Annotated in this window: 27 protein-coding genes and 1 tRNA gene; 13 read left to right on the forward strand and 15 right to left on the reverse strand. The window is 66.7% G+C overall.

The window, feature by feature from the left end:
* Nucleotide 1: 1 nt before the first annotated feature.
* From SynRS9909_RS08175 to trpD, 3 genes are all read right to left on the reverse strand, one after another.
* Entirely contained in the window at nucleotides 2–349 is a 348-nt protein-coding gene (locus tag SynRS9909_RS08175) for an STAS domain-containing protein (protein WP_007102247.1), read from the reverse strand.
* A gap of 83 nt (nucleotides 350–432) precedes the next feature.
* Entirely contained in the window at nucleotides 433–1,587 is a 1,155-nt protein-coding gene (gene carA / locus SynRS9909_RS08180) for a glutamine-hydrolyzing carbamoyl-phosphate synthase small subunit (RefSeq protein WP_007102246.1), read from the reverse strand.
* Between the two features lie 34 nt (nucleotides 1,588–1,621).
* Nucleotides 1,622–2,668, reverse strand: coding sequence for an anthranilate phosphoribosyltransferase (gene trpD, locus SynRS9909_RS08185; protein ID WP_007102245.1), 1,047 nt, complete (start codon nucleotides 2,666–2,668; stop codon nucleotides 1,622–1,624).
* Nucleotides 2,669–2,846: 178 nt separating this feature from the next.
* On the opposite strand from trpD, the gene SynRS9909_RS08190 reads away from it, so the two are divergent.
* The 6 genes from SynRS9909_RS08190 (at nucleotide 2,847) to SynRS9909_RS08215 (ending at nucleotide 6,317) form a co-directional block, all read left to right on the forward strand.
* A complete protein-coding gene (locus tag SynRS9909_RS08190) occupies nucleotides 2,847–4,598 on the forward strand; it encodes an ABC transporter ATP-binding protein (RefSeq protein ID WP_007102244.1) in 1,752 nt (583 codons plus the stop codon).
* Nucleotides 4,599–4,644: 46 nt separating this feature from the next.
* The gene (locus SynRS9909_RS08195) at nucleotides 4,645–4,896 is read left to right on the forward strand and encodes a hypothetical protein (RefSeq protein ID WP_038001958.1); all 252 of its coding nucleotides are present in this window, start codon (nucleotides 4,645–4,647) and stop codon (nucleotides 4,894–4,896) included.
* Between the two features lie 25 nt (nucleotides 4,897–4,921).
* On the forward strand, nucleotides 4,922–5,638 hold the full coding sequence (gene msrA, locus SynRS9909_RS08200) for a peptide-methionine (S)-S-oxide reductase MsrA (protein WP_007102242.1): 717 nt from the start codon (nucleotides 4,922–4,924) through the stop codon (nucleotides 5,636–5,638).
* Nucleotides 5,638–5,802: a hypothetical protein gene (locus SynRS9909_RS08205; protein WP_007102241.1), complete on the forward strand. Its 165-nt coding sequence runs from the start codon at nucleotides 5,638–5,640 to the stop codon at nucleotides 5,800–5,802. Before msrA ends, SynRS9909_RS08205 begins: the two co-directional genes overlap by 1 nt.
* Nucleotides 5,803–5,869: 67 nt before the next feature.
* Complete coding sequence (locus tag SynRS9909_RS08210; RefSeq protein ID WP_007102240.1) at nucleotides 5,870–6,229, forward strand: hypothetical protein; 360 nt, start codon at nucleotides 5,870–5,872, stop codon at nucleotides 6,227–6,229.
* Nucleotides 6,230–6,243: 14 nt separating this feature from the next.
* Nucleotides 6,244–6,317: transfer RNA gene (locus tag SynRS9909_RS08215), tRNA-Pro, on the forward strand.
* Nucleotides 6,318–6,382: 65 nt separating this feature from the next.
* Here the strand turns inward: SynRS9909_RS08215 and SynRS9909_RS08220 are convergent.
* The 4 genes from SynRS9909_RS08220 to SynRS9909_RS08235 form a co-directional block, all read right to left on the reverse strand.
* A complete protein-coding gene (locus tag SynRS9909_RS08220) occupies nucleotides 6,383–7,018 on the reverse strand; it encodes a Crp/Fnr family transcriptional regulator (protein ID WP_007102239.1) in 636 nt (211 codons plus the stop codon).
* Nucleotides 7,019–7,203: 185 nt separating this feature from the next.
* The gene (gene pstS / locus SynRS9909_RS08225) at nucleotides 7,204–8,184 is read right to left on the reverse strand and encodes a phosphate ABC transporter substrate-binding protein PstS (RefSeq protein ID WP_007102238.1); all 981 of its coding nucleotides are present in this window, start codon (nucleotides 8,182–8,184) and stop codon (nucleotides 7,204–7,206) included.
* 117 nt (nucleotides 8,185–8,301) lie between these two features.
* A complete protein-coding gene (locus SynRS9909_RS08230; RefSeq protein ID WP_007102237.1) occupies nucleotides 8,302–8,583 on the reverse strand; it encodes a hypothetical protein in 282 nt (93 codons plus the stop codon).
* 88 nt (nucleotides 8,584–8,671) lie between these two features.
* On the reverse strand, nucleotides 8,672–9,484 hold the full coding sequence (locus SynRS9909_RS08235) for a 3'-5' exonuclease (protein ID WP_038001279.1): 813 nt from the start codon (nucleotides 9,482–9,484) through the stop codon (nucleotides 8,672–8,674).
* 80 nt (nucleotides 9,485–9,564) lie between these two features.
* Here SynRS9909_RS08235 and SynRS9909_RS08240 point away from each other — a divergent pair, with 80 nt between their 5' ends.
* Together SynRS9909_RS08240 and SynRS9909_RS08245 are read left to right on the forward strand one after the other, a co-directional pair.
* Nucleotides 9,565–10,026 carry a peroxiredoxin gene (locus SynRS9909_RS08240; protein WP_007102235.1) on the forward strand — a complete coding sequence of 154 codons (462 nt, stop codon included), beginning with the start codon at nucleotides 9,565–9,567 and terminating at the stop codon, nucleotides 10,024–10,026.
* Nucleotides 10,023–10,748, forward strand: a complete 726-nt coding sequence (locus SynRS9909_RS08245) for a DUF1350 family protein (RefSeq protein WP_007102234.1) — start codon at nucleotides 10,023–10,025, stop codon at nucleotides 10,746–10,748. Before SynRS9909_RS08240 ends, SynRS9909_RS08245 begins: the two co-directional genes overlap by 4 nt.
* Nucleotides 10,749–10,777: 29 nt before the next feature.
* On the opposite strand, the gene acs is transcribed toward SynRS9909_RS08245, so the two are convergent.
* Nucleotides 10,778–12,754, reverse strand: a complete 1,977-nt coding sequence (gene acs / locus SynRS9909_RS08250; RefSeq protein ID WP_007102233.1) for an acetate--CoA ligase — start codon at nucleotides 12,752–12,754, stop codon at nucleotides 10,778–10,780.
* A gap of 101 nt (nucleotides 12,755–12,855) precedes the next feature.
* Here acs and SynRS9909_RS08255 point away from each other — a divergent pair, with 101 nt between their 5' ends.
* A complete protein-coding gene (locus SynRS9909_RS08255) occupies nucleotides 12,856–13,560 on the forward strand; it encodes an HAD family phosphatase (protein ID WP_007102232.1) in 705 nt (234 codons plus the stop codon).
* Between the two features lie 18 nt (nucleotides 13,561–13,578).
* Here the strand turns inward: SynRS9909_RS08255 and sds are convergent, their stop codons facing one another.
* Genes sds through SynRS9909_RS08280 form a run of 5 tightly spaced genes read right to left on the reverse strand, consistent with a single transcriptional unit; the run spans nucleotide 13,579 to nucleotide 18,123 of the window.
* Nucleotides 13,579–14,550, reverse strand: coding sequence for a solanesyl diphosphate synthase (gene sds, locus SynRS9909_RS08260; protein ID WP_007102231.1), 972 nt, complete (start codon nucleotides 14,548–14,550; stop codon nucleotides 13,579–13,581).
* Between the two features lie 54 nt (nucleotides 14,551–14,604).
* Entirely contained in the window at nucleotides 14,605–15,393 is a 789-nt protein-coding gene (gene murI / locus SynRS9909_RS08265) for a glutamate racemase (RefSeq protein ID WP_007102230.1), read from the reverse strand.
* Nucleotides 15,390–16,481 carry an N-acetylmuramoyl-L-alanine amidase gene (locus SynRS9909_RS08270; RefSeq protein ID WP_007102229.1) on the reverse strand — a complete coding sequence of 364 codons (1,092 nt, stop codon included), beginning with the start codon at nucleotides 16,479–16,481 and terminating at the stop codon, nucleotides 15,390–15,392. The genes murI and SynRS9909_RS08270 overlap by 4 nt, the downstream gene beginning before the upstream one ends.
* 4 nt (nucleotides 16,482–16,485) lie before the next feature.
* Nucleotides 16,486–17,307 carry a carbon-nitrogen hydrolase family protein gene (locus tag SynRS9909_RS08275; RefSeq protein WP_007102228.1) on the reverse strand — a complete coding sequence of 274 codons (822 nt, stop codon included), beginning with the start codon at nucleotides 17,305–17,307 and terminating at the stop codon, nucleotides 16,486–16,488.
* 51 nt (nucleotides 17,308–17,358) lie between these two features.
* Complete coding sequence (locus tag SynRS9909_RS08280) at nucleotides 17,359–18,123, reverse strand: 2-phosphosulfolactate phosphatase family protein (RefSeq protein WP_038001957.1); 765 nt, start codon at nucleotides 18,121–18,123, stop codon at nucleotides 17,359–17,361.
* Between the two features lie 64 nt (nucleotides 18,124–18,187).
* On the opposite strand from SynRS9909_RS08280, the gene SynRS9909_RS08285 reads away from it, so the two are divergent.
* From SynRS9909_RS08285 to glmU, 4 genes are read left to right on the forward strand one after another with little or no spacing between them, the layout of a single operon-like run.
* Nucleotides 18,188–19,768 carry a UbiD family decarboxylase gene (locus SynRS9909_RS08285; RefSeq protein ID WP_007102226.1) on the forward strand — a complete coding sequence of 527 codons (1,581 nt, stop codon included), beginning with the start codon at nucleotides 18,188–18,190 and terminating at the stop codon, nucleotides 19,766–19,768.
* 6 nt (nucleotides 19,769–19,774) lie between these two features.
* Complete coding sequence (gene aroA / locus SynRS9909_RS08290; RefSeq protein ID WP_007102225.1) at nucleotides 19,775–21,094, forward strand: 3-phosphoshikimate 1-carboxyvinyltransferase; 1,320 nt, start codon at nucleotides 19,775–19,777, stop codon at nucleotides 21,092–21,094.
* Nucleotides 21,075–22,043, forward strand: a complete 969-nt coding sequence (locus SynRS9909_RS08295; RefSeq protein WP_007102224.1) for a tRNA (5-methylaminomethyl-2-thiouridine)(34)-methyltransferase MnmD — start codon at nucleotides 21,075–21,077, stop codon at nucleotides 22,041–22,043. Before aroA ends, SynRS9909_RS08295 begins: the two co-directional genes overlap by 20 nt.
* 25 nt (nucleotides 22,044–22,068) lie before the next feature.
* Nucleotides 22,069–23,427: a bifunctional UDP-N-acetylglucosamine diphosphorylase/glucosamine-1-phosphate N-acetyltransferase GlmU gene (gene glmU, locus SynRS9909_RS08300; protein WP_007102223.1), complete on the forward strand. Its 1,359-nt coding sequence runs from the start codon at nucleotides 22,069–22,071 to the stop codon at nucleotides 23,425–23,427.
* Here glmU and murF read toward each other — a convergent pair whose 3' ends face one another.
* Nucleotides 23,428–24,810: a UDP-N-acetylmuramoyl-tripeptide--D-alanyl-D-alanine ligase gene (murF, locus tag SynRS9909_RS08305; RefSeq protein WP_007102222.1), complete on the reverse strand. Its 1,383-nt coding sequence runs from the start codon at nucleotides 24,808–24,810 to the stop codon at nucleotides 23,428–23,430. It abuts the gene before it with no gap.
* A 2-nt stretch (nucleotides 24,811–24,812) separates the two neighbouring features.
* Nucleotides 24,813–25,523: a hypothetical protein gene (locus SynRS9909_RS08310; RefSeq protein ID WP_007102221.1), complete on the reverse strand. Its 711-nt coding sequence runs from the start codon at nucleotides 25,521–25,523 to the stop codon at nucleotides 24,813–24,815.
* Between the last annotated feature and the right edge of the window lie 5 nt (nucleotides 25,524–25,528).

A 25,528-nucleotide genomic window follows, 5' to 3' on the forward strand; every position in this document is an offset into this window, starting at 1 on the left:
ATCAAGCCGCCAGCTGATTCATGGCGCTCTCCAGATCGGGCACCAGATGAAGAAACTCCTCCAGACGCACCAGTTTCACCGTCTGAATCACCCGGGCATTGCCAACCACCAGGAAGCTGCGCTTCCCGTCGTTGCACTGCTTGGCGAGCTGCACCATCGCCCCCAGGCCGGAGGAATCGATGAAATCAATCTTGCTCAGATCCACAACGACCGCAGACTTGTTGGTCTGCAGCACGTCGCCCGTATAGGCCAGGAACTGCTTCTCGGAATAGGCGTCCAGCTGGCCGGTGAAATGGAACACCAGGCAACGGTCCCGTTGCTCGAAACCGCCGCGCAGAGAAACGGTCAATCGCTGCAGTTCAGTGATGGAACCAGACCCCCTCGAAAGCGTTGTGCCGAAGTGTAGGGATCCTCACCGCAGAAGACCACGATTCAGCGCTGTTCCGCCATCAACGCCACAAATCGAGCGAAGTGATGATCGGCATCGTGAGGGCCTGGACTGGCTTCCGGGTGGTACTGCACCCCGAAAACCGGTTGATGACGATGGGCCATGGCCGCCACGGTGCGGTCGTTCAGGTTGAGGTGGGTGATGGCGATCGCCTCAGGGTCGAGCGATGCAGCATCGAGGGCGAAGCCATGGTTCTGGCTGGTGATTTCCACCTGCCCGGTGGTGCCGCACGGATGGTTCAGACCGCGATGGCCGTAGGTGAGTTTGAAGGAGGAGCCCCCCAGGGCGAGGCCGAGGATCTGATGGCCGAGACAGATCCCGAACAACGGCAGGGTCTTCTCCGCCAGCAACCCGCGGGCCAGGGCAATGCCGTTGGTCACAGCGGCGGGATCACCGGGGCCGTTGGAGAGGAACACCCCTTCGGGCTGTTGGGCCAGCACCGTGGCCAGATCAACATCGGCCGGCATCACGGTCACCTCGCAGCCATGGCCCACCAAGCGATCGAGAATCGCCCGCTTGATGCCGAAATCGATCGCCACCACGCGATACCGCTGGGAGGGCGACGGCTGCAAGCGTTGATCAAAGGCGGCCGAGCAGGCGCTTGTCCAGGTGTAGGGCTGCTCGGTGGAGACCTGATCGGCCAGGTTCAACCCCTGCATCGACGGGGCGGAGCGCACGGTGTCGAGCAAGGCCTGGGGTGACTGACCATCACTGCTGATGACGCCATTCATGGCGCCGGTCTCGCGCAGATGACGCACCAGGGCCCGCGTGTCGATGCCATGAATGCCCACCACCCCGTGGGCATCGAGCCAGTCGGGTAGCGGCTGATGGCAGCGCCAGTTGCTGGGACGGGGCGCCAGCTGCCGGGCGATCAGCCCAAGGGCGTGGGGCTTCTCCGCCTCCTGATCCTCAGGGTTGACGCCGGTGTTGCCCAGTTCGGGATAGGTAAAGGTGACCAGCTGGCCGGCATAACTGGGGTCGGTCAGCACCTCCTGATAGCCGGTCATGCCGGTGTTGAACACCACCTCGCCCACCACCGAGCCCCGGGCACCGCAGGCCAGCCCTTCAAACACGGTGCCATCGGCCAGCACCAGTCGCGCCGTCGCTCTGGCCTGAGCGCCTGAATCAGCCACAGTCATCGGCAGCGCGCTCCCTTCGGCGACAGTCGTGATCTCATTCTTCCTCGGCGGGGTCCAGGGCCTGGCGCAACTGCTCCAGACGCTCCCAGGCTCGCCCTTCCGCCAGGGCGGTGATGGCACGATCGACACCGGATCGGAGATCCATCTCCACGCCGGCCACCCAGAGCACCAGCGCCGTGTTGAACGCCACCACATCCCGCTGCGCCTCGCTGCCCCGTCCCTGCAACAGCTCGCGCAGGATCGCCTGATTCAACTCCAGGTCTCCGCCTTTGAGGGCCGACAACGGCGCCTCCCGCAGGCCGAAATCGGCCGGCGCCAATATTTCGGCCCTGATCCGGCCATCCTCCACGATGCGCACGGCATTGGGACCGGCCAGGGAGGCCTCATCCAAACCGCCGGCGCCATGGACCACCACGGCGCGCCGTTGCCCGAGCTGCAGCAGGGCCTCCGCCATCGGATCGAGCAGATCAGGGCGCGCCACACCGAGCACCTGACCATCGGGCAGAAGGGGATTGACCAGGGGGCCGAGCAGGTTGAACACGGTGCGCACGCCAAGGCTGCGCCGCAACGGCGCCAGATTGACCAGGGCCGGATGCCAGGCCGGAGCGAAGAGAAAGGTGACGCCCACGGCGGGCAGCGCCTCCACCACCTGGCGGGCCTCAGCCTGCAAACGCAACCCCAGGCCTTCGAGCACATCGGCCGAGCCCACCCGACCACTGGCGCTGCGATTGCCGTGCTTGGCCACCACCGCCCCGCAGGCCGCTGCGGTGAAGGCCACCGCGGTGGAGATATTGAAGGTGTCGGCACCATCACCACCGGTGCCGCAGGTGTCGACCAGCAGCCCCTCGGGGCGGGCGCAGGGCAGGGGACAAGCCTGGCGCAGCACCCCGGCCATCGCCGCCAGCTCTCCCCCCTGGGCACCCCGCGCCCGCAGGGCCGCCAGGAAGGCTCCGGTCTGAACCGGGCTGAGCTCCTCCGCCAACCAGGCCTCCATCAGCACCGCGGCATCCGAGGGCAGCAGTTGCTCACCCTCGAGCAGGCGATCGAGCAAACGGGGCCAGGGGGCGGAGGCAGTGGCCATGGGCAGACAGAAAAAAACCCGGGTGCGAAGCACGCCGGGCCGGGTGATGGGGACTTTCCCAATATCCCTCAAAAAGCAACATCTGGCCAGAACGCCCCGGTCGTGTCCGGCGGACCCCTGCGCAGACCCCGGGTGGAGCCCAATCGCTTCCTAAGTTGATCTCTGCACCGCCGACTGCATGGCTGCCTTTCGCATTGACCTGATCGGCCGATATCTGAGGCCCCATCGCCGCACCGTCCTGTTGGGCGCCGTGGCCCTGGTGATCGTCAATGTGCTGAGCGTCACGATTCCTCTCGAAGTGCGGCGGATCATCGACGAGCTGCAAGGCGGCTTCGCGGTGAGCGATGTGCTGCGTCAGGCGGGCTGGATCGTGCTCCTGGCGAGCACGATGGCGGTGGTGCGACTGATCTCGAGGCAGCTCGTGTTCGGGGTGGGCCGCCAGGTGGAGGTGGATCTGCGCCAGAAGCTGTTTGAACGGATGCTCGAGCAGGAACCGGGCTGGGTGCAACAGACCGGCAGCGGCGAGGTGATCAGCCGGGCCACCAGCGATGTGGAGAATGTGCGCCGCCTGCTCGGTTTCGCCGTGCTGAGCCTCACCAACACCGCCCTGGCCTATGCCTTCACCCTGCCGGCAATGCTGGCGATCGATCCTGGGCTGACAGTGGCGGCGATCGCCCTCTATCCGGTGATGCTCGGAGCTGTGCGTCTGTTCGGTGGGCGGATGATGCGCCAGCAGCGGCGTCAGCAGGAGGAACTGGCCGGCCTCAGCGATCTGATCCAGGAAGACCTCTCCGGCATCGCCGCCATCAAGATCTACGGCCAGGAGACACAGGAACAGGCCGCCTTCGGCGAACGGAACCTGCGCTACCGGGATTCCGCCATGCATTTGGCGCGCACCCGCAGCACCCTGTTCCCCCTGCTTGAGGGCATCTCCTCAATTTCACTGCTGCTGCTGCTCGCCCTGGGCAGCGGTCAGCTGGAGCGGGGCAGCCTCACGATCGGCGGCCTGGTGGCCCTCATCCTTTATGTGGAACGGCTGGTGTTCCCCACCGCCCTGCTCGGCTTCACCCTCAACACCTTCCAGACCGGTCAGGTGAGTCTGGAGCGGGTGGAGGAACTGCTGAAACGGGAGCCTCAGATCAGCGATCCGATCACACCCCAGCAACCGACAACGCCAGCGCGGGGACGGATCGAAGCCCGAAACCTCCACATCCGCTACGACGGCAGCAACCGCGACACGCTCAACGGCCTCTCCTTTGTGGTGGAGCCCGGCGAGCTGGTGGCTGTGGTGGGCCCCGTGGGCTGCGGCAAAACCACCCTGGCCCGGGCCCTCGGCCGCATGGTGACTGTGCCGCAGGGGGAGTTGTTCATCGACGGTTGCGACGTGACCCAGCTGCGTCTCACGGACCTGCGCAGCCTGATCGCCCTGGTGCCCCAGGAGGGGTACCTGTTCACGAGCACCTTGGCGGACAACCTGCGCTACGGCGAACCCTCCGCCCCCCTCGAAGCGGTGGAAGCGGCGGCAGCGGAAGCACGCCTGCTGGATGACGTGCGCGGCTTTCCGGATGGCTTCGACACCCTGGTGGGTGAACGGGGGATCACCCTGAGCGGCGGCCAGAGGCAGCGCACCGCCCTGGGGCGGGCCCTGATCATGGCGTCGCCGGTGCTAGTGCTCGACGATGCCCTGGCCAGCGTGGACAACAACACGGCGGCGGCGATCCTGGCGTCGGTGCGCGCCCAACGGCAGCGCACGATTCTGATGATCAGCCATCAACTTTCCGCCGCTGCAGCCTGCGATCGGATCCTGGTGATCGAAGACGGTCAGCTGGTGCAACAGGGGCATCACAGCGTGTTGGTGGAGGAGGACGGCGCCTACCGACGCCTCTGGGAGCGGGAACAGGCTGCGGAACGTCTCGAAGCGGTGGCCTGATGGCCCTGGCGCGGCTTAGCTGGAGATGACCCATGGCCTGCCGCCCATGACGCCCGGCACACCGTTTGCGGTGCGTTGCACCCTCACCTTCGGCGACATCTACCTCCAGATCCTGGCCTGGATGGCGGTGATCTTCGTGAGCCTGGCCGCTGGCCTCGGCTTGATGGGAGCCAGCCGGCCCATCTTCGCCCTGGTGGGCGTGGGCCTGATCCTGGTGCTCAGCCTGCCGTTTCTGCTCTTCGCCTTTGTCACCACCCTGCTGAATCACATTCAGCTGGAACCGGTGCAGGCTTCCTAGGGTCGCGCGGTCTGCCCTTCCCTCCATGCTTCCCTCCTGGTTGACCGGACAGCCGGCAGCTGCCGATGCCGGCACCGCTGAGCGCCATGCGGTGTTGAAGACACCACTGCATGCGCCCTTGATGGACGACCAGGAGGAGGCCCTGTTCGGTTGCGGTTGCTTCTGGGGCGCAGAAAAGGGGTTCTGGCGCCTCCCGGGCGTGGTCACCACCACGGTGGGATACGCCGGAGGCACCAGCCCATCGCCCAGCTATCAACAGGTGTGCAGCGGTCGCACCGGCCACGCCGAGATCGTGCGCGTGGTCTGGAGCACGCCAGCGATCGATTTCAGCGATCTGCTCAAGCTGTTCTGGGAATGCCACGACCCAACCCAGGGGGATCGCCAGGGGAACGACCGCGGCAGCCAATACCGCTCGGCGATCTTCACCACCACGGCGCAGCAGCTGGAGCTGGCCCAGGCCAGCAAGGAGGCCTATCAGCAGGCCCTGAGCGAGCGGGGGCTGGGCCGCATCACCACCGACATCCGCCCGGATCAGACCTACTACCCCGCGGAGACCTATCACCAGCAATATCTGGCCAAACCGGGCAGCCGCCCCTATTGCTCAGCCATGCCCACCGGCGTGCCTCTCGGAGCCTTCCCAGGCGCGGCCTACAAACTTCCCGCCCGGGTGTGGAGCCACTACGACTGGTCGATCGACCACTGCGTGCTGCGGGGCGACAACGCTCCGATCCAGCTGGCCTGATGAAATCCCCCTGGCCCGATTGGATGGTGCTGCTCACCCTGGCCCTCACCCTGGTGCTTGTGTTCGCCCTGGTGTTGAGCCAGCGCCCTTCCGGCACGAAGGAGCCGCCGCTGCTCTGGCGCACGCCAGCCGGCCAGGAGAACTCCGGTTCCCTGCAGATCTGACCACCGACGGGAACGGAGCGGGAGCTTTGCTGGCAAGGTACGCCTTGGCCATGCAGGATCGCCGATCGTGACCTCCCCTCCCGATCCTCATCAGCGACGCCAACTCCACCCGCTGCCGAAGGGGCTGGTGGAGCTCTACGGCTTGATCGCCGTGCTCGTGGTGCTGATCCCCGAATGGCTCGCCGATGGAACGATCAGCCTGGGCAACGGCCGCAGCGGCTCCAGCCTGCCGCTGAAGTCCCGCGCCTGGCGCACCCTGCCGGAGCTGCAACTCGCCTCGATGTCGCTGGCGGAGCTGCGTCAGCTGGCGCGCCAGCTGCGCCTCTGGGGCTACAGCAGCGACAGCCGCACCGGGCTCACCGCACGGCTGCTGAAGCGCATCCAACGCCGGACTCAAAGCGGAAGCCGAGGAGGGAATGCCTTGTGATAACTTGCATCTGACGGGGCGTAGCGCAGCTTGGTAGCGCACCACTTTGGGGTAGTGGGGGTCGTGGGTTCAAATCCCGCCGCTCCGATTTCTTTCCATCGTCACCCCAACACAAAGCCCCTCCATGGAGGGGCTTTTTTTGTTGATGGAGGGTCAACGCCGGGGCAGGTGGCTGATCACCAGATGACGCTGATCATCGATCTTCAACCAGCCTTCATCCCGCAACAGACCGATCACCCGGGTCACGGTCACCCGGGTGGTGCTGAGGGCACTGGCCATCTCCTGATGGGTCAGGCGCAGATTGAGGCGCAGACCGTCTTCACAGACCTGGCCGTAATCCTGAGCAAGCAATTCGAGAAAACCGCGCACCCGCTCCTCGACCCGACGTAACCCCAGCAGCGACAACAGGTATTCAGCCTGGCGGTAACGCACGGCAATCGCCTCCAACATCGCCGTCGCCAGCGCGGGTGACTGCTCCACCTCAGCCATCGTTAAACAGAGCAGATCGCAGTCGGTGAGCGTGACGGCCTCATAGGCCTCCACCGTGCTCAGGGGCTCACCGAAGGGCTCATTAGGGCCCGCGAGACCCAGCAGCAGCTCATCGCCATGCACCGACACAGCGCCGAGCTTCACCATGCCGCGCACCACCAACCAAAGGTTGTTTTTCAGGAGGGGCACCACACTGCCGGCCGAGAGATGCACCAGATTGCGTTTCTGATAATTCGCCTCGAGCAGATCACGGAAGCCGTCTCGACGGCGAGCACTGTCGCGGGAGGGAACGGCAACCATGGCAGGTGTCTGTCGGTACGTTCCAACTGTATGGAGCGCCACATGCCCTGCAGGCAAAGGGCAGGAAGTGAGGCTATTAAGAGTGGCCTAAGTGGCTGCTAACAACCAAGAAAAAAGGGGTCCTGACGGACCCCTCCGAATCAAATCTCGCATCACCACAGCGGTGAAGCGATTCAGGCAGGCGCTCAGCTGCCGATCTTGTTCACAGCAGCGCGGGCCTTGCTGAGGATGCCGCCCTTGAGAGGAACGAAACCCAGATCATCGGCCTGGTTCTGAGCCTTATCGCTCAGCATGAAGTTGAAGGTCTTCTTGATGGCGTTGGTGTTCTTGCCGTTGCCGGTCTTGTAGGCCAGCACCCAGGTGAGGGTGGCGATGGGATAGGCACCCTTGGCGGAGGGATTGGGATTGGAGCCAGCCAGGTTGGCATCGAGCTTGATGCCGTTCAGGGCTTTGGCACCGGAGGTGAAGCTGGGCTTCACATACTCACCAGACTTGTTCTGGACGGCAGCGGCCTTGACGTTGCCCTTGATGTAGGACTGGTTCACGTAGCCGATGGCGCCCACTTTGCTCTGGATGACGCCGGCCACACCGGAGTTGCCCTTGGCACCCACAGCGTTCTTACCGGGCCACTTCACGGACTTACCGGCGCCGAGGGTCCACTCGGGAGAGAAGGCAGCCAGAGAAGCGGTGAACGCCTTGGTGGTGCCGGAACCATCAGAACGATGCACCCAGGTGATCGGGCCAGCGGCGCAGCCGACCTGCTTCCAGTCGGTGATCTTGCCCATGGCGACCTGCACGGCCTGCTTCTGGGTGAGCTTCAGGTTGCAGCCGGGCTTGTTGTAACCGAAGGCGATCGTGCCACCCACCATGGGGATCTGCACCACACCGCGCTTCACCTTGGCCATGTCGGCCGCTTTCATCGGATCATCGGAGGCACCGAAGTTGACGGTCTGGTCAATGAACGCCTTGCGGCCGGAACCGGAGCCCACGGCCTGATAGTTCACCTGGGGGCCACCAGATTTGGCCAGTTCAGCAAACCAACGCTGATAAATCTTGGCGGGGAAGGAAGCACCGGCACCGTTGAGACGATCGGCAGCGGAAGCGGAAACACCGGCTCCAAGAGCGAGCACGGAGGAGAACAGGAGAGCCTTCTTGGCGAAGCTCATGGGAAGCCATAGGGAGATCGGCGACCTATGAGTAGCCAAACGCAAGCGAATTAGTCGTTAGCGACAGGTTAAGGAGTTGGCCTATTGGCGGCCTGCGAGGGGGAAGTTGCGCCTTTTTTATTCACACCTCCCCCATGAATCTGTTTGCTGCGATACCAAAGCGCGATCCTGCAACCGCGTCGCCACGGCATAACGCTGCAACCAGCGATTGACCCGATGTCGTTGTGTCGGAGGCACCTCCTCGAGCAACTGCGACAGTTCCAGGGCACCGAGGCGCTTCAGCTCTCGCACATCCACATGCCAGAGCGCTTCGGCCTCCCGGATCAGCCGGGCCCAGGTGCGCACCTGCTGCCAATGGCGCAGGCGAGTGCAGGGTGAAGGTGAGACGTGAGCAACCATGCCTTCAGGCTGCTCGCGGCACAGCGATCCGGCGCAAACCATCGGTGTCCTTTCAGACTGCTGAAGCAAATCCTGTCGTGCACCCGCTTCAGGAGGCCAGAGGCTCGGAGACCTCGAGGGGCACCACCGGGAAATCCAGCGCCTGGGCTTCCCGAGCACTGAGGCGGCGGGTCCAGGCCCCGGCCACCGGATCGTTCCAGCGGAATCCCGCCTCCCGGGCCAGATGGCGCTGCTCAAACGACACCTGGGCGCGCATCAGCAGCCTCGGTTCCAGCCCGAGCCGAATCAGAACCTCCAGATCATCGCGGCGTTTGAACACCTCCGCGATATAAACACAATCCGCCAGGGCGCGGTGCACGGCCCAGACCGGAATGCCGTGGGCCAGGGCAAGGTCGCGCACCGAAGGCCGGGGGCGCAGCTGCAGCTCGGCGGGCCAGCGGATGTCGTCCATGGTGCAGAGCCAGGCGGCCCGGGCCGCGGGCAGATGGCCACGACCGAACCACTGCCGATCAAAGGCTGCGTGATGGGCGACGAGCAGATCCGCTGTGTCCATCAGAGCCTGGAGATAGCGCAGCCCCTCGCGCCAGGGCTGGGGACAGCGGGTGGCGCTGGCGGCGATGTGGTTGATCGCCTGGGCTGGATTGTGTTCAACCGGCAGCAGAAACGACTGCTGCACCAACACCTCCCGCTCCGGCACATCGAAGAGAATGGCCCCCACCTCCAGGCATTGATCCTGTTCAGGGTCGAGACCGCTGGTCTCCGTGTCGAGGATCAGGAGGGTGCGCGGATCAGCATCGGCAGGAGCAGGCGTTGGCAGCGCCGCCGGGATCGGCTCCGCAGGCATCGCCTCGGAGAAGCCCGAGAGCAGATTCAATTGCGATGCGCCAGCCCCGCTCTCCATCCCTTCAGCCTCGACTGCCCCCATTCTCCAATCGTTCGCCAGCGCCCCCTAGGGTGCGGGGCCGATCCGTGCAATCCCCCATGGCCCTTGGCGTCGGCGATTCAGCCCCAGCAATCCGGTTGGAGGATCAGAACGGCGTGCTGCGCGACAGCAACGCCCTGGAGGGACGTTGCCTGGTGCTGTTTTTCTATCCCAAGGATGAGACGCCGGGATGCACCGCCGAGGCCTGCGGGTTCCGGGACAACTACAGCGAGCTGCAGGCCCAGGGCGCGGAGGTGTGGGGGGTGAGCGGGGATGACATCGTCAGTCATCGGCGTTTCGCTGAGCGGCACCAGCTGCCCTTTCCCTTGCTGAGCGATCGCGACCAGGGCCTGCGCCGCGCCTTCGGCGTGCCCAAAACCCTTGGCCTTCTGCCATCGCGGGTCACCTACGTGATCGATGGCTCCGGCACGATTCGCCATGTGTTCAACAACCTGCTCGATGGCCCCGCCCATGTGAACGAGGCGCTACGGATCCTCCAGGGCCTTCAGGGAGGGGCATGAGCCGCTGGCGACGATCGGGCGACTGCTGGTGTCTCTGGCCCGCCCAACCCCGCGCTCTGGTGGAGTTCATCGGCGGCAGCTACCTGGCGGCGACGCCCCAGATCAGTTACAGGCGCTTGCTGGAAGGGCTCGCGCAGCAGGGCTGGGCGATTCACGCCTGGAGCTACGTGCCGGCCTTCGACCACCAGCTGCAGGCCAGGCAGGCCTGGGATGCCTTCCGGAGCTGCCGCAGCATCCTGATCCAGCGGGTGGGTGAGCTGCCCCCGTCGCTCCGGCTCGGTCACAGCCTCGGCTGCAAACTGCACCTGCTGGCTCCGGATGGCGGTCGCAACAGCAGCGGTCTCGCCGCCCTCAGCTTCAACAACTTCGCGGCCGATCGCTCGATCCCCCTGCTCGGCACCCTGGCACCGAGCCTGGGAGTGAGCACGGAGTTCAGCCCCAGCCCGGAGGAAACCCTGCGCCTGATCGCACGCCACTACCTGCCGGCCCGCAACCTGGTGGTGCGCTTCGGCACCGACAGCCTCGATCAAAGCGCAGCGCTGCTCGCCTGCCTCCAGAGCCGTGCCGGCGACCAGAGCACCTGGTTGCCGATGGAGGGCGATCACCTGACGCCGGCGAGTGCCGGACTGCGCCAGGGCCTGCTGGGCGACTGGGCCGATGATCCCAAACGCAGTCGCAGGCTGCGACAACTGATCGAGGCCCTGGTGGCCTGGGCACCCTGAAGCCCCCAGGCGAGCTGGCACTCAGCCGATCAGGCCCGCAGCCGATCCAGCACGGAGCGATCCTCCAGGGTGCTTGTGTCACCGCTCACCTCCTGACCTGCCGCAAGCGAGCGAAGGATGCGCCGCATGATCTTGCCACTGCGGGTCTTGGGCAGGGCATCGCTGCAGCGGATCTCATCGGGCTTGGCGATCGGACCGATCTCCTGGCCCACATGGGCACGCAACTCAGCCACCAAGGCCTCGCTGGGGTCGCGATCGGCCTCCAGGGTGACGAAGGCGACGATGCCCTCCCCCTTGAGCGGATCGGGACGCCCGACCACCGCCGCTTCAGCAACGGCGGGGTGGCTGACGAGCGCTGACTCGATCTCCATGGTGCCGAGACGGTGACCGGAGACATTGATCACGTCATCGACCCGTCCCATCACCCAGAAATAACCATCGGCATCGCGGCGGGCGCCATCACCGGCGAAGTAAATGCAGGAGCCATCGGCGGGGCGGATGTGCTCCCAGTAGCTCTCGCGGAAGCGCTGGGGGTTGCCGTGCACAGTGCGCATCATCCCGGGCCAGGGGCGACGCACCACCAGGTAGCCGCCTTCATCGGCGCCGACACTGCGGCCCTCAGCATCCACCACATCGGCAGCGATCCCCGGCAATGGCAGGGTGGCGGAACCGGGCTTGGTGGGGGTGGCGCCCGGCAGCGGGCTGATCATCACGCCACCGGTTTCGGTCTGCCACCAGGTGTCCACGATCGGGCAGCGGTTGCCACCGATCACCTCGCGGTACCACATCCAGGCCTCGGGGTTGATCGGCTCACCGACCGTGCCGAGCAGACGCAGGCTGCTCATGTCGTATTGATCGGGCACGGCGCGACCGCTCTTCATGAAGGCGCGGATCGCCGTGGGGGCCGTGTAGAAGATCGTGACGCCGTGCTTCTGGATCAGCTCCCAGAAGGCACCGGGCTTGCTCGGCCGGGGCGCCCCCTCATACATCACGGTGGTGGCCCCGTTGGAGAGCGGGCCGTAAACGATGTAGCTGTGGCCGGTGATCCAGCCCACATCGGCGGTGCACCAGTAGATGTCGTCGTCCTTGATGTCGAAGATCCACTGGAAGGTGAGATGGGCCCAGAGGTTGTAACCGGCGGTGGTGTGCACCACACCCTTGGGTTTGCCGGTGGAACCGGAGGTGTAGAGCACAAAGAGGCGATCTTCGCTGGCCATCGGCTCCGCCGGGCACTCGGGGCTCTGGCCCTCCACCAGCTCGTGCCACCAGCGATCGCGACCCTCCACCATCGCCACCGGTTGCTCGGTGCGGCGCACCACCAGAACTGACGTGACGCTGGGGCAGGCGCCGTCGTCGAGGGCCGCATCGACGGCAGGCTTCAGCGACACCGGCTTGTCCTTGCGGAACCCGCCATCGGCGGTGATCACCGCCTTCGCCTCCCCATCAATGAGACGATCGCGCAGGGCCTCGGCCGAAAAGCCGCCGAACACCACCGAATGGGGGGCGCCGATGCGGGCGCAGGCCAGCATCGCGATCGCCGCCTCCGGCACCATCGGCATATAGAGCGCCACCAGATCCCCCTTGCCGATGCCCATGGCCTTCAGGGCATTGGCGGCCTTGCACACCTCGGCATGGAGCTCCCGGTAGCTGAAACGACGCACATCACCCGGTTCGCCCTCCCAGATCAGGGCCGTTTTCTCCGCTGTAGGCCCCTCCAGATGGCGATCCAGGCAGTTGTAAGCGAGGTTGGTGGTGCCGCCTTCGAACCAGCGGGCAAAGGGAGGATCCCGCCAATCGAGCACGGTGTGAAAGGGCTCGAACCAATGCAGTTCCCGCCGGGCTGCCTCACCCCAGAAGCGATCGGGATCCGCCAAGGCTGCCTCGGCCATGGTGCGATACGACTCCAGGCTGTCGATCCGGGCCCCAGCCGCCAGCGCCGCCGGTGGCTCGAACACCCGCTGCTCATGCAGTACCGATTCGATCGTGGTGGAGGGATCGGAAGCCATCAACGAAGCTCACTGGGGCAATGGCCGCATTCAAGCCAGTCGGGGCCACCCGTCAGGGCGGGGTGACACGCTTGTTCAAATGCATCCGATCACCACGGACCATGCCCGCCCCCGCCGCCTGTCTGTTTGATCTGGATGGCCTGCTGCTCGACACCGAGCCCCTGCATGGCCAGGCCTGGACCCGGGCGGCGGCCCAGTTCGGCGGCCAGCTCAGCCCAAGCCAACGGCGTCAGCTGCGGGGACGGCGTCGCCAGGACTGCGCCGCCCAGGTGATCAGCTGGCTCCAGGCCGCCAATGCCAGCCCGCAGAGCGCCACCCCGCTGAGCGTCGAGAAGCTGCTCGCGGTGCAGCAACCGATCTCCCGGCAGTTGCTCGCAGCGGCGCCAGCGATGCCAGGGGCGGAAGCGTTGCTGCGCTGCTGCAGCGAGCTGGCGATTCCGATGGCGCTGGTCACCAGCAGTGCCGAGGAAGCGGTGCAACGCAAAAGTGCGCCCCATCCCTGGCTGGAGCTGATCCAGACGCGGGTGCTGGGGGATGACCCGGAGCTGGCGCAGGGGAAACCGGCCGCTGATCCCTTCCGGCTCGCCGCGGCCCGACTGGGCGTTGATCCAGCGTCCTGCTGGGCCCTGGAAGACTCCCTCGCCGGTGCAACGGCAGCCCTGGCGGCGGGGTGCCGGGTGTGGATTCTCGAGAGCGAGGGCGAAGGCGATGGCCTCCCCCTCGAGCAGTTGCCCAAGGGGAACTGGACCCTGATTCAGCGGCTGGACCAGGTGCAACAGGACCTGCGGCTGCTTGCGGGGGCCTGAGGCCAGACCACCAGCAGATCAGTAGAGACGGCCGAGCACGAAGTCGGGCAGATCGAGCAGAGCCCGGCGACTGGGCGACTCGGGTAACCAGGCCAGGGCCTCCCGGGCTTCGCGGGCGAAGGTTTCGGCCAGCTCCCGGGTGCGCGGAATGGCGCTGGAGGCGCGCACGAGCTCGAGGGCCTGCTCCAGATCGCCATCGCCACTGAATTCCCGCTCGATCAGGCCCGCCAGGGTGTGCTGCTCCTCGAGTGCATAGAGGGCAGGGGCGGTGAGATAGCCACTGGCCAGATCACTGGCGGCTGGTTTGCCGAGCTGCTGATCGCTGCCGGTGAAATCGAGGATGTCATCCACCACCTGGAAGGCGAGGCCGAGCTGGCGGCCGTAGTGATACAGAGCCTGCAGGTGATCGGGGCTCTCACCACTCAACACCCCGGCGGCTTTGGCGCTGTTGGCAATCAGGGATGCCGTTTTGCAGTAGCTCTTTTCGAGATAGGTAGCGAAGGTCTGACCGGTGTCGTAGCGAAACAGACCCTGCTTCACCTCTCCATCCGCCAGGTCCATGATCACCCGGCTGAGCAGTTTCACCACCTCCAGGTCATCCAGGTTGGCCAGGTGCCAACTGGCCTGGGCGAAGAGAAAATCCCCGGCCAACACCGCCACCCGATGGTTGAAGCGGCTGTGCACTGTGGCCACACCCCGGCGTGTGGCCGCCTCATCGACCACGTCGTCGTGCACCAACGAGGCGGTGTGAATCATTTCCGTGATCTCCGCCAGCCGCCGATGACGCGCCGTCAGGTCGCCGCTGGGGGAGAGAGCACGGGAGATCAACAACACGATGCCCGGCCGCAGCCGCTTGCCACCCGCACTGAAGAGATGTTCGGCCGCTGCCTGCAGGATCGGATGACCGGCACCGATCAGGCTGCGCAGATCGCTCAGGAGCGCTTCGAGATCCTGCTCAACCGGCTGCAGCAACTCTGTAACGGTGCTCATGACTCCCCTCGGCGCAGCGATCCTAGGGGCAGCGAGCCGATGAACGCTGAAGGCTCAGCGCAGCTCCACCAGCTCCACGAGCGGCCTCTCCCCCAGCCAGGGAGTGGCCCGGCAGGCAAAGCCTTCGGGATCGGCGGTGACACACAGGCGGGTGGTCGCCAGGGAGAGGGGTTGGTCCGGTCGGCCCTCCCGGGGTGTGCCGAGCAGGGCATCGAGCTGGCGCGCCACCCCTTCCGCTGGATCGATCAGCCGCACATCGGGCGGCAGCAGGCTCTGCAGCAGCGGTTGCAGCAAGGGATAATGGGTGCAACCCAGGATCACCGATTGCACCGACGCCTCCAGCAGGGGCGTGAGATACAGCTGGGCGATCTGGCGCAGGGCCGGGCTGCTGAGATCACCGGCTTCGATCCGGGGCACGAACTCCGGGCAGGCCTGCTGCACCACCAGTGAACCGGGATGGAGCGCCTCGATGCTTTCCCGATAGGCACCGGAGGCCACCGTGGCCGGCGTGGCCAGCACCCCGACGCGGGACTCCCGCACCAGAGCCGCTGCTGCACCGATCAGGCCCACCACCGGCACCCCCGCCTGGCCCTCCGCCACATCACGGGCGAGGGCATTGGTGGTGTTGCAGGCCATCACCACGGTGGACACCTGCTGGGATCGAAGCCAGGCCACCACCTCCGCGGCGATCGAGCGGATCTCGGAGGGCGCGCGACTGCCGTAGGGCACCCGGGCGGTGTCGCCGAGATACACGCAGGGAACCGGTCCATGGCGATGCAACACGCTGCGGAGCACGGTGAGGCCACCGACGCCGCTGTCGAACAGTCCGAGACAAACGCTCACCGCACCCCCTGGAGGTACTCGAGGATGCCGGCAGCGATGGCGAGCGCCAGGCGACGGCGATGGCTCGCATTCGCCAGCCGGGGCGCATCGATCTCCCCGGTGACAAAACCGGTTTCCACCAGCACCGAAGGCATGGTGGTGCGGCGGATCACAAAGAAGCGACCGCGACGCACGCCGCGATCGGGACTGCCCGGCGAGACATTGAGCACCTGCTGCTGAATGCGCGAGGCCAGCCGAGCCGAGCGGGGGTCGGAGAAATAGAAGGTCTCGATCCCGTTCACCTCCGGGCGCGACATGCTGATCGCATTGGCGTGAATGCTCACGAAGGCGGTGGCACCGATGCGGTTGGCGATCGCCACGCGGGGCGGCAGATCGACATCCACATCCGCCGTGCGCGTCATCGTGACCTGCACCCCCTTGGCCTCCAGCAGCTGGGCCACCTGCAGGGAAATATCCAGCACCACGTCGGTCTCGCGCAGCCCGCCGATTCCCACCGCTCCGGGATCAGGACCGCCATGACCGGGATCGATCACGACCCGATACCGACCCCGCGGCACATCGGGCAGGCCGGAGGCATTGATCGGTGTGCGCGTAGGGGTGATGCGCACCCCCGGCGTCCAGCCCCCGGAGCGGGCGGTGAGGTCGCCCTCTCCGATCGCCCGCAGTCCTCGCGTGGGCAGATCGGAGAACACCAGTTTCCAGCGGTCGGCGGCCGTGCCCACCAGCTTGAGGCGACCGGGGTCGAGATCAACACCGGGCTGGAACTCGAGCACCAGCCGGGTGGTGCCCGGGGTGGGCTTGCCGAGTCGCACCTCCCGCAAGGCCCCACTGCCGGCCAGACTGCGCGCCCGACTGAGCTCGCCGGGAAAATCAATCCACACCCGCGGGCCCTGCCGGCGATCGCCGGCTTCAAAAAAAGCTTCCAGGCGGGCACCGGTGGCGGTGCGCAGCTCGAGAACACCCTCGCGATTGAACGACCAGGCGGCCAGGGCGCTGACCGCTCGCGCCGGCAGAGCCAACAGCAAAGCCGACAGCTGCACAAGCGCCAGGCTCGCCAGCGCCAGGGGACGGGGACGGACCGGGCGCATGGGCTCAGAACAGCGCGGGCCGGCGATGTTCAAGGCTGGGCATCTGGCCGCGGATCCGCTTCAGGTGGTCGGGATCGATCGGGGCGATGGCAGCACCGGGCGCAACGCCGGCATCGGCGAGCACCGTGCCCCAGGGGTCGATCACCATGGCGTGACCATGGGTCTGACGCCGGCCGTAGTGGAGCCCCGTCTGAGCCGGTGCCAACACATAGGCCGTGTTCTCGATTGCCCGGGCCTGCAGCAGAACCTGCCAGTGATCCTTCCCGGTGAAGGCAGTGAAGGCGGCTGGGATCATCAACACCTCGGCTCCATCACCGACGAGATGGCGGTAGAGCTCAGGGAAGCGCAGGTCGTAGCAAATGGACACCCCCACCCGGCAGAGACCGGGGATGGTGACAACCGGTGGATGGTTGTGGCCCGGACTGAAGCTGGCGGATTCCCGGTAGGTACTGCCGTCCGGCAGATCCACATCAAAGAGGTGAATCTTGTCGTAGCTCGCCAGCAGCTGGCCATCGCGGCCCACCAGCTGGGCCCGTTGATAGGTGTGCTGGCCGTCGCCGACCGGCACTGGAAAACCGCCGCCGAGGATGGCCAGCTGGTAGCGACAGGCCATGGTGACCAGGAAGCGCTCGCACTGCTCCGCGAGGGTGGGGGCCAGTTCGAGGCGGCGCGGATCGTCGCCCATGTAGGCGAAATTTTCGGGTAGGCCCACCAGCTCGGCACCGCGTCGGGCCGCCAGATCGATCTGTTCTTCCGCCGCCGCCAAGTTGGCCTCTGGATCAGAGCCGCTCGTGAGTTGCACAGCCGCCGCCAGGAAGTCGCTCACGGAAGGTCGAGAAAGGCCTGATCGTAAGGGGATCCCCCTGGGCGGCAAAAATTAGTTGGTGAGCACCACCGCCCGGAGCACACCCGGCTCCACCTGGGTCGGCACCACACGCAGCTGATCCAGACCAGCGCAGCAGCGGAAATCGGCGTCGTGATCGCCGAGCCCGATCAGACGTTGACCATGGCTGGCGGTGCGCAGACAGGCTTCAGGGTCGGCCTGCCAGCGCTGCCAGAGCGCCAGAGCCGCCTCCAATTCATCGTTGGCGACCTGGGCTCCCTGGGCGATCAACAGCGCGGCGAGGGCGCCGGCGGCAAGGGAATCCTCCAGGGAATAGGCCCCCTCCCAGCCACTGCCCACGATCCACAGCTGCTCCAACGGCTCCTGCAACAACCGCTCCGCCACAGCCTGGCGATTGGGCAGGGCCGCGGTGAACACCCGTGACACATCGCGCACCCGCTGCAGCGAGCGGGTGCCGTTCGTGGTGCTCATGAACAAGCGTTTGCCCTGGACCAACTCCGGCACCACGGCCACCGGAGAGTTGCCCAGATCAAAGCCATCGAGCTTCTGGCCGCCCCGTTCGCCCACCAGCAGTCGGGATCCTTCCGGCCAGACCGCCGCCGCGGCCCGCAAGGCATCGAGATCACTGAAGGTCTGCACCGCCTCCGCCCCGTTGTGGAGGGCCCAGGCGATCGTGGTGGTGGCCCGCAGCACATCGATCACGACCGCTGCATCAGGACAGCCTGCATCAGGACAGCCTGCATCAGGAGAAGCAGCCTCCGGCACGTCGTTGGCAACGTGGAAATAGGCAATCTGCAGGGCCACGGCGATCCGGCGGGTGCGTCACAGTACCGGGATCGCCCGATCCGCCACCGTCTGCTCCATGGCCCTGTTTCGCTCCGGACCGGCGACCCGCGACCTAAGAGGCTTCCTGCAGCTCCTGGAGGAGCGGGGCCAGTTGCGGCGGATCACCGCGGCGGTGGACCCCGATCTGGAGCTGGCTGCGATCGCCGATCGGGTGCTGGCTGCCGGTGGCCCGGCGCTGCTTTTTGAGAACGTGATCGGCTCCTCGATGCCCGTGGCCGTGAATCTGCTCGGCACCGTGGAGCGGGTGGTGTGGAGCATGGGGCTGGAGCGGGCTGAGCAGCTGGAGGATCTCGGCTCCCGCCTGGCCCTGCTCCAGCAGCCCAAACCTCCGAAAGGCCTGAAGGAGACCAAGGCCTTTGCCCGCGTGTTCTGGGATCTGGTGAAGGCGGTGCCCGACCGCGACCTCACCCCCCCCTGCCGCCAGCGGGTGGTGATGGGCGATGCAGTCAATCTCGACGCCCTGCCGCTGATCCGCCCCTGGCCGGGGGATGCGGGCGGCGTGATCACCCTCGGCCTGGTGATCACGAAGGATCCGGAAACCGGTGTGCCGAATGTGGGGGTGTATCGCCTGCAGAAGCAATCGATCAACACGATGACCGTGCATTGGTTGAGCGTGCGCGGCGGCGCCCGCCACCTGCGCAAGGCGGCGGCTCTTGGCCAGAAGCTCGAGGTGGCTGTGGCAATCGGGGTGCACCCGCTGCTGGTGATGGCGGCCGCCACGCCGATTCCGGTGCAACTGAGCGAATGGTTGTTCGCCGGGCTGTACGCCGGTGAAGGGGTGCGGCTGGCCCCGTGCAAAACCCTCGATCTGAAGGTGCCGAGCCACAGCGAAATCGTGCTGGAGGGCACGATCACCCCTGGAGAAGTCAGCCCTGACGGCCCCTTCGGTGATCACATGGGCTTTTACGGCGGCATCGAGGATTCGCCGCTGGTGCGCTTTCACTGCATCACGCAACGGCGCGACCCGATCCTGCTCACCACCTTCAGCGGCAGACCACCCAAGGAGGAGGCGATGCTGGCCATCGCCCTCAACCGCATCTACACGCCGATCCTGCGCCAGCAGATTCCGGAGATCAGAGATTTCTTCCTGCCGATGGAGGCCCTCAGCTACAAGCTGGCGGTGATCTCCATCGACAAGGCCTACCCGGGCCAGGCGAAACGCGCGGCGATGGCCTTCTGGAGCGCCCTGCCCCAGTTCACCTACACCAAATTCGTGGTGGTGGTGGATCAGCAGATCAATGTGCGCGATCCGCGCCAGGTGATCTGGGCGATCGCCGCCCAGGTGGATCCCCAGCGGGATCTGTTCGTGCTCGAGAACACCCCCTTCGACAGCCTCGATTTCGCCAGCGAACAGCTGGGCCTCGGGGGGCGGATGGCGATCGATGCCACCACCAAGATCGGCCCGGAGAAGAACCACGACTGGGGCGAACCGCTGAGCCGGCCGGTGGAGCTGGAACAGCGGGTGAGCGCCCGGATGGAGGAACTCGGCCTGGCGGACATCGACAGCCATGACCCCGACCCGGCCCTGTTCGGCTACGTGCTCGACCGGTTTCTGCAGAACCGACCCATAGGATCGGCTCCATCTCAAGGGGGGTGACCCACCGTGTCCGGAACCACTGGCTCTCCCCGTGACCTGAAGGCGGGCGGACGACTGGGCGGACGGGTCCGGGTGCCGGGCGATAAATCGATTTCCCACCGGGCCCTGCTCTTCGGTGCGATCGCCGAAGGCACCACCACCATTGAAGGCTTGCTGCCGGCCGAGGATCCGATCAGCACCGCCGCCTGCCTGCGGGCGATGGGGGCGGTGATCAGCCCGATCGAGGCCGGAGCGGTGATCGAAGTGCAGGGCGTGGGGCTTGATGGCCTGCAGGAACCATCCGAAGTGCTCGACTGCGGCAATTCCGGCACCACCATGCGCTTGATGCTCGGTCTGCTGGCCGGTCGCGAGGGCAGGCACTTCGTGCTCAGTGGCGATGCCTCCCTGCGCCGGCGACCGATGCAACGGGTCGGGCAGCCTCTGGCCCTGATGGGAGCGGAGGTGCGCGGACGCAACGGCGGCAACTTCGCCCCCCTCGCCGTGCAGGGCCAACCGCTCCATGGCGCCGTGGTGGGCACGCCGGTGGCCAGCGCCCAGGTGAAATCAGCGCTGCTGCTCGCTGCCCTCACCGCCAAAGGGCCGAGCACCGTGATCGAACCGGCCCATTCCCGTGACCACAGCGAACGGATGCTGCGCGCCTTCGGCGCTGATCTTGAGGTGGGTGGCGAGATGGGACGCCACATCACGGTGCGGCCTGGCGCCAACCTGCGCGGTCAGCACGTGGTGGTGCCTGGAGACATCAGCTCAGCGGCCTTCTGGCTGGTGGCCGGTGCTCTGGTGCCGGGCGCGGATCTCACGATCGAAAATGTGGGGCTCAATCCCACCCGCACCGGGGTGTTGGCGGTGCTGGAGCAGATGCAGGCGCGGATCGAGGTGTTGAACCGACGGGATGTGGCCGGCGAGCCCGTCGGCGACCTGCGCGTGCGTCAGGGGCCGCTCCAACCCTTCAACTTCGGCGAAGAGATCATGCCCCGACTGGTGGATGAGGTGCCGATCCTGGCCGTGGCGGCCTGCTTCTGCGATGGCGTCAGCCGCATCAGCGGCGCCTCCGAGCTGCGGGTGAAGGAAACCGACCGGCTGGCGGTGATGGCACGCCAACTCAAGGCGATGGGAGCCTCGATCGACGAACACGACGATGGCCTCACCATCCATGGCGGCCATCCTCTGCGCGGGGCCGCCCTCGACAGCGAAACCGACCATCGAGTGGCGATGAGCCTGGCGGTGGCGGCGATGCTGGCGGAGGGAGACTCCACGCTGGCCCGCAGCGAAGCCGCCGCCGTGAGCTATCCCGGTTTCTGGAGCGACTTTGAGCGACTGCGCTCCTGAAGGGTCCGGCGCCGAACCCAGCGGCCATCCGCTCGGGTCGCTGACCCCCCTGAACACAGCGGACGGCAGCCTCAGCCTGCACAGCAGCCTTTTCCAGGAGGCCTTCCACAGTTCTGCCGGAGCGCTGGCGGAAGCCAGGGCAAAGTTCGCCCAGCCGGCTGAACTGCAGCGCTTCGGGCCCAAATCCACCCTGCGGGTGCTCGATGTGTGCGTGGGGCTCGGCTACAACAGCGCCGCCTTGATGACAGAGCTCAACCAGCCCAGGCTCGCCTGGTGGGGGCTGGAGCTGGATCGCCGCCCTCTGGAGCTGGCACTGGCGCAGCCATCCTTCCGCAGGCTCTGGCCCGAGCCGGTGCTGCGGCGACTTGAGGCGCTGCAGCACCAGGGCACCTGGCAGGACAGCGGCAGTGCGGGCACGCTCCTGTGGGGGGACGCGCGCCAGACCCTGACGCAGCTGCCGGCGCACAGTCGCTTCGACCTGATCCTCCACGATGCCTTCTCCCCCAGCCGCTGCCCCGAGCTCTGGAGCGAGGAGTTCCTCAGCGCTCTGGCGCAGCGCCTGGCCCCCGGCGGTCGCCTGCTCACCTACTCACGGGCAGCGGCGGTGCGAGCCAGCCTGCGCCGGGCCGGGCTGGCGTTGCGCTCACTGCTGCCGGCACCGGGCCAACGCCAGGAATGGAGCTCGGGGACGCTGGCCCAGCGACCGAACCCGGTGGACCCCCTACCGGAGCATGGGCCGGGCTGGCAACCGCTGAGCGCCATGGAGGAGGAGCACCTGCACACCCGCGCCGCCATCCCCTACCGGGATCCCCACCAACAGGACGCAGCCACGACGATCCGCCAACGTCGAGACGAGGAACAGCAGCGCTGCGCCCTGGAGAGCACCAGCGCCTGGCAACGGCGCTGGATCGGCACCAGCATCGGCAAGAGCAGCGGACTCTCCCGGTAGATTCCGGCCGACTCGCCTGCCGCGCATGCTCGCCGTTGCCGTTCTGGCCGCCGGAAAAGGCACCCGGATGAAAAGCGCCCTGCCCAAGGTGCTCCAGCCCCTGGCCGGCGCCACTCTGGTGGAGCGGGTGCTGGCCAGTGCCCGCCGCCTGCAGCCGGAGCGACGGCTGCTGATCGTGGGCCACCAGGCGGAGCGGGTGGAGCAACAACTGAGCCATGTGGAAGGGCTCGACTTCGTGCTGCAGCAGCCCCAGAACGGCACCGGCCACGCCGTGCAACAACTGCTGGAACCGCTCAGCGACTTCGACGGCGACCTGCTGGTGCTCAACGGCGATGTGCCCCTGCTGCGGCAGGACACCGTGGAACAGCTGGTGGCGACCCATCGCAGCAGTGGTGCCGATGTGACCCTGCTCACGGCCCGGCTTGCCGACCCGACCGGCTATGGCCGGGTGTTCGCCGATGCCCAGGGCCAGGTGAGCGGCATCATCGAGCATCGCGACTGCAGCGAGGAGCAACGGCGCAACACGCTCACCAATGCGGGGATCTACTGCTTCAACTGGCGACAGCTGGCGCGGGTGTTGCCGCAACTCAGCACCGACAACGACCAGGGAGAGCTCTACCTCACCGACACCGTGGCGATGCTCGAGAAGGCCATGCATGTGGAGGTGGCCGATCCCGCTGAGGTGAACGGCATCAACAACCGGCAACAGCTGGCCCAATGCGAAGGGCTGCTGCAGGAGCGCCTGCGGCAGCACTGGATGGCGGAAGGCGTCACCTTCATCGATCCCGCCAGCTGCACCCTGAGTGAGGAGTGCCACTTCGGCAGAGACGTGGTGATCGAACCGCAGACCCATCTGCGTGGACGCTGCCGGATCGGCGACAACTGTCGACTCGGACCGGGAAGTTTGCTGGAGGATGCGGTTTTGGGGTGCGATGTGACCGTGCTGCAGTCGGTGGTGCGCGGAGCCACCGCGGGCGATGGGGTGGCGATCGGCCCCTTCGCCCACCTCAGGCCGGCCGCGGAGATCGGCGATCAGTGCCGGATCGGCAACTTCGTGGAGGTGAAAAAGAGTGTGCTGGGCAGCGGCAGCAAGGTGAATCACCTCAGCTACATCGGCGATGCCGAACTGGGCCGGGATGTGAATGTGGGGGCAGGCACCATCACCGCCAATTACGACGGCGTCAACAAACACCGCACCGTGATCGGCGATGGCAGCAAAACCGGCGCCAATTCCGTGATCGTGGCCCCGGTGACCATTGGCCAAGCGGTGACGATCGGGGCCGGCTCCACCATCACCAAAGATGTGCCCGATGGCGCCCTGGCCCTGGGCCGCGCCAAACAACTGATCAAGGAACACTGGCAGGGCCCCAAGCCCGAAGCCTGATCAGGCCAGGGCCCGGCCGAGCTCCGGCAGTAGGCGCTCCAGGGCCACACCGCGACTGGCTTTGAGCAGGAGCGTGTCACCCGACTGAAGCCAGGCCGCCAGAACCGGCACGGCCTGCTCGGGGGTGTCGACCCGCTGAAGACGGGGGAGGGGCGCAGCGGCCTCGGCCATGGCGTCGGCTTCCGCTCCCGCCATCACCAGCACCAGACCATCGAGCCCGCAGGCCACTGCCCGCTCCGCCACCTGCCGATGCAGCGCCACGCTCTGGTCACCCAGCTCAAGCATGGCGCCCAGCACCGCAAAGCGCCGCCCAGCCTGGTGCGCCAACAACTCCAGGGCGGCGAACACCGCCTCCGGTGAGGCGTTGTAGGTCTCATCGAGCACCTGGATGCCGGCCAGCTCGATGCGGCGATTGCGCCCGCCGGGAACGGCAACCTTCAGATCCTGAAGCTGCGCCAACGGCACGCCGAGCTCCTGCGCCACCGTGAGCGCCAGCAACAGATTGCGGGCGTTATGGCGCCCCTCCAGCGGCAGACGGATCGCGAGGCCCTCGAGCCGCAGCACCCCGGCGCAGACATCGACGACACCGAGGCGATCCACCGGCGCCTCGGGCCGCACCGACTCGAGAGCATCCCCCTCCAGCGCCACACGCCGCACCCGACCGGCCCAGCACTGCGCCAGGGCCGCCTCCAGCAGGGGATCACCGGCAGGAATCACCACCAGGCCATCGGCCGCCAACGACGCGGTGATCTCACATTTGGCGGCAGCGATCGCTTCCCGACTGCCGAGACGACCGATATGAGCCGTGCCGATGTTGGTGATCACCGCGATCTGCGGTTCGGCGCATCGGGAAAGCCGGGCGATCTCACCGGGGCCGCGCATGCCCATCTCGATCACGGCAGCGCCATGCTCCGGGCCCACACCGAGCACGGTGAGCGGCACGCCGACGTCGTTGTTGTTGTTGCCGCTGCTCGCCTGCACGACACCCAGGGGCGCCAAGGCGGCGCGGATCAGCTCCCGGGTGGTGGTTTTGCCTGCGGACCCTGTCACCGCCACCACCGGGCACGGGAGCTGGCGGCGATGGGCGCGGGCCAGCATCTGGTAAGCCTCCAGGGTGTCGTTGACGCGCCAATGGAGCAGCCCAGGCGGCACGGGGTCGCTCCAAGCGGTCGCCACCACGGCGGCCTGGGCCGGGCGAGCGGCGGCTTCTACCAGGAAGCGATGGCCATCAAAACGCTCGCCCACCAGGGGCACGAAAAAGGCGCCGGCCACGAGCTGGCGGCTGTCGGTGCAGACCGGGCCCAGGGGCTGATCCAGCAGGTCTGGATGCTGCAATCCCACCGGATCGCCCCAGATCTCGATCAGTTGCCTCAGTGTCAGCACGGTCAGCGGTTGTCGACGTTGAACAGGATCATGCCGTTGCCAACCCGGGCTGTCCTGGCCAGGAGGCGCTGATCAGACGATTCGATCGTGAGGGCGCTGAATCCCTCGGCCTCAAGCCGCTCCCACCAGCTCTCGGCCAGCGCCTGGCGACGGGCTTGGGGCCAAGCCAGCCAGTCGTCCGACACGAGCAGGCGCACGCTGTTGCGGTTCAGTTGGGGTTCGGCGGCAAGAATCAGCCCATCGGAATCGTCAGCGGCGAGGAACTGCAACAGAGGGTCGAGGCGCGGCAACGCAGCTTCCGGCTCAGGCGCTGGCTCCGGTGCTGGCTCAGGGGCTGGCTCCGTGGCCGGCTGGTCCGGCAGTAGCCGGGCCTCAGGCAGGGGCGTGGTGGTGAGCTGCTCCACCTGGGGAGATGGGGGTGGGGGTGGCTCGGGGTGCAGCCGCTGCCACTGCATCACTCCCGCAGCAAGCAGCAGGGCAGGCAGCACAAGCACCAGAGGCCAGAAGAGCGGCGCCAGATCCCGGGGCCAGAACCCCGGCGTGGAGAGATCACCCTCGCGGTTGCGACGCCACAGCTCCTGCAGACGCAGGCGCAGATCGGCAGCCACAGCGCGGAGATCCTGGGCTAACGACGACCAGGGGTTGGCATAGGGAGCCGGAAGCGAACCGCTCTCCTGGACGCCTGGATCGGAACGATCGGATCGATCCGCCATTCAGG

It is taken from the genome of Synechococcus sp. RS9909, assembly GCF_014279595.1.
Taxonomy (GTDB): Bacteria; Cyanobacteriota; Cyanobacteriia; order PCC-6307; family Cyanobiaceae; genus Synechococcus_C.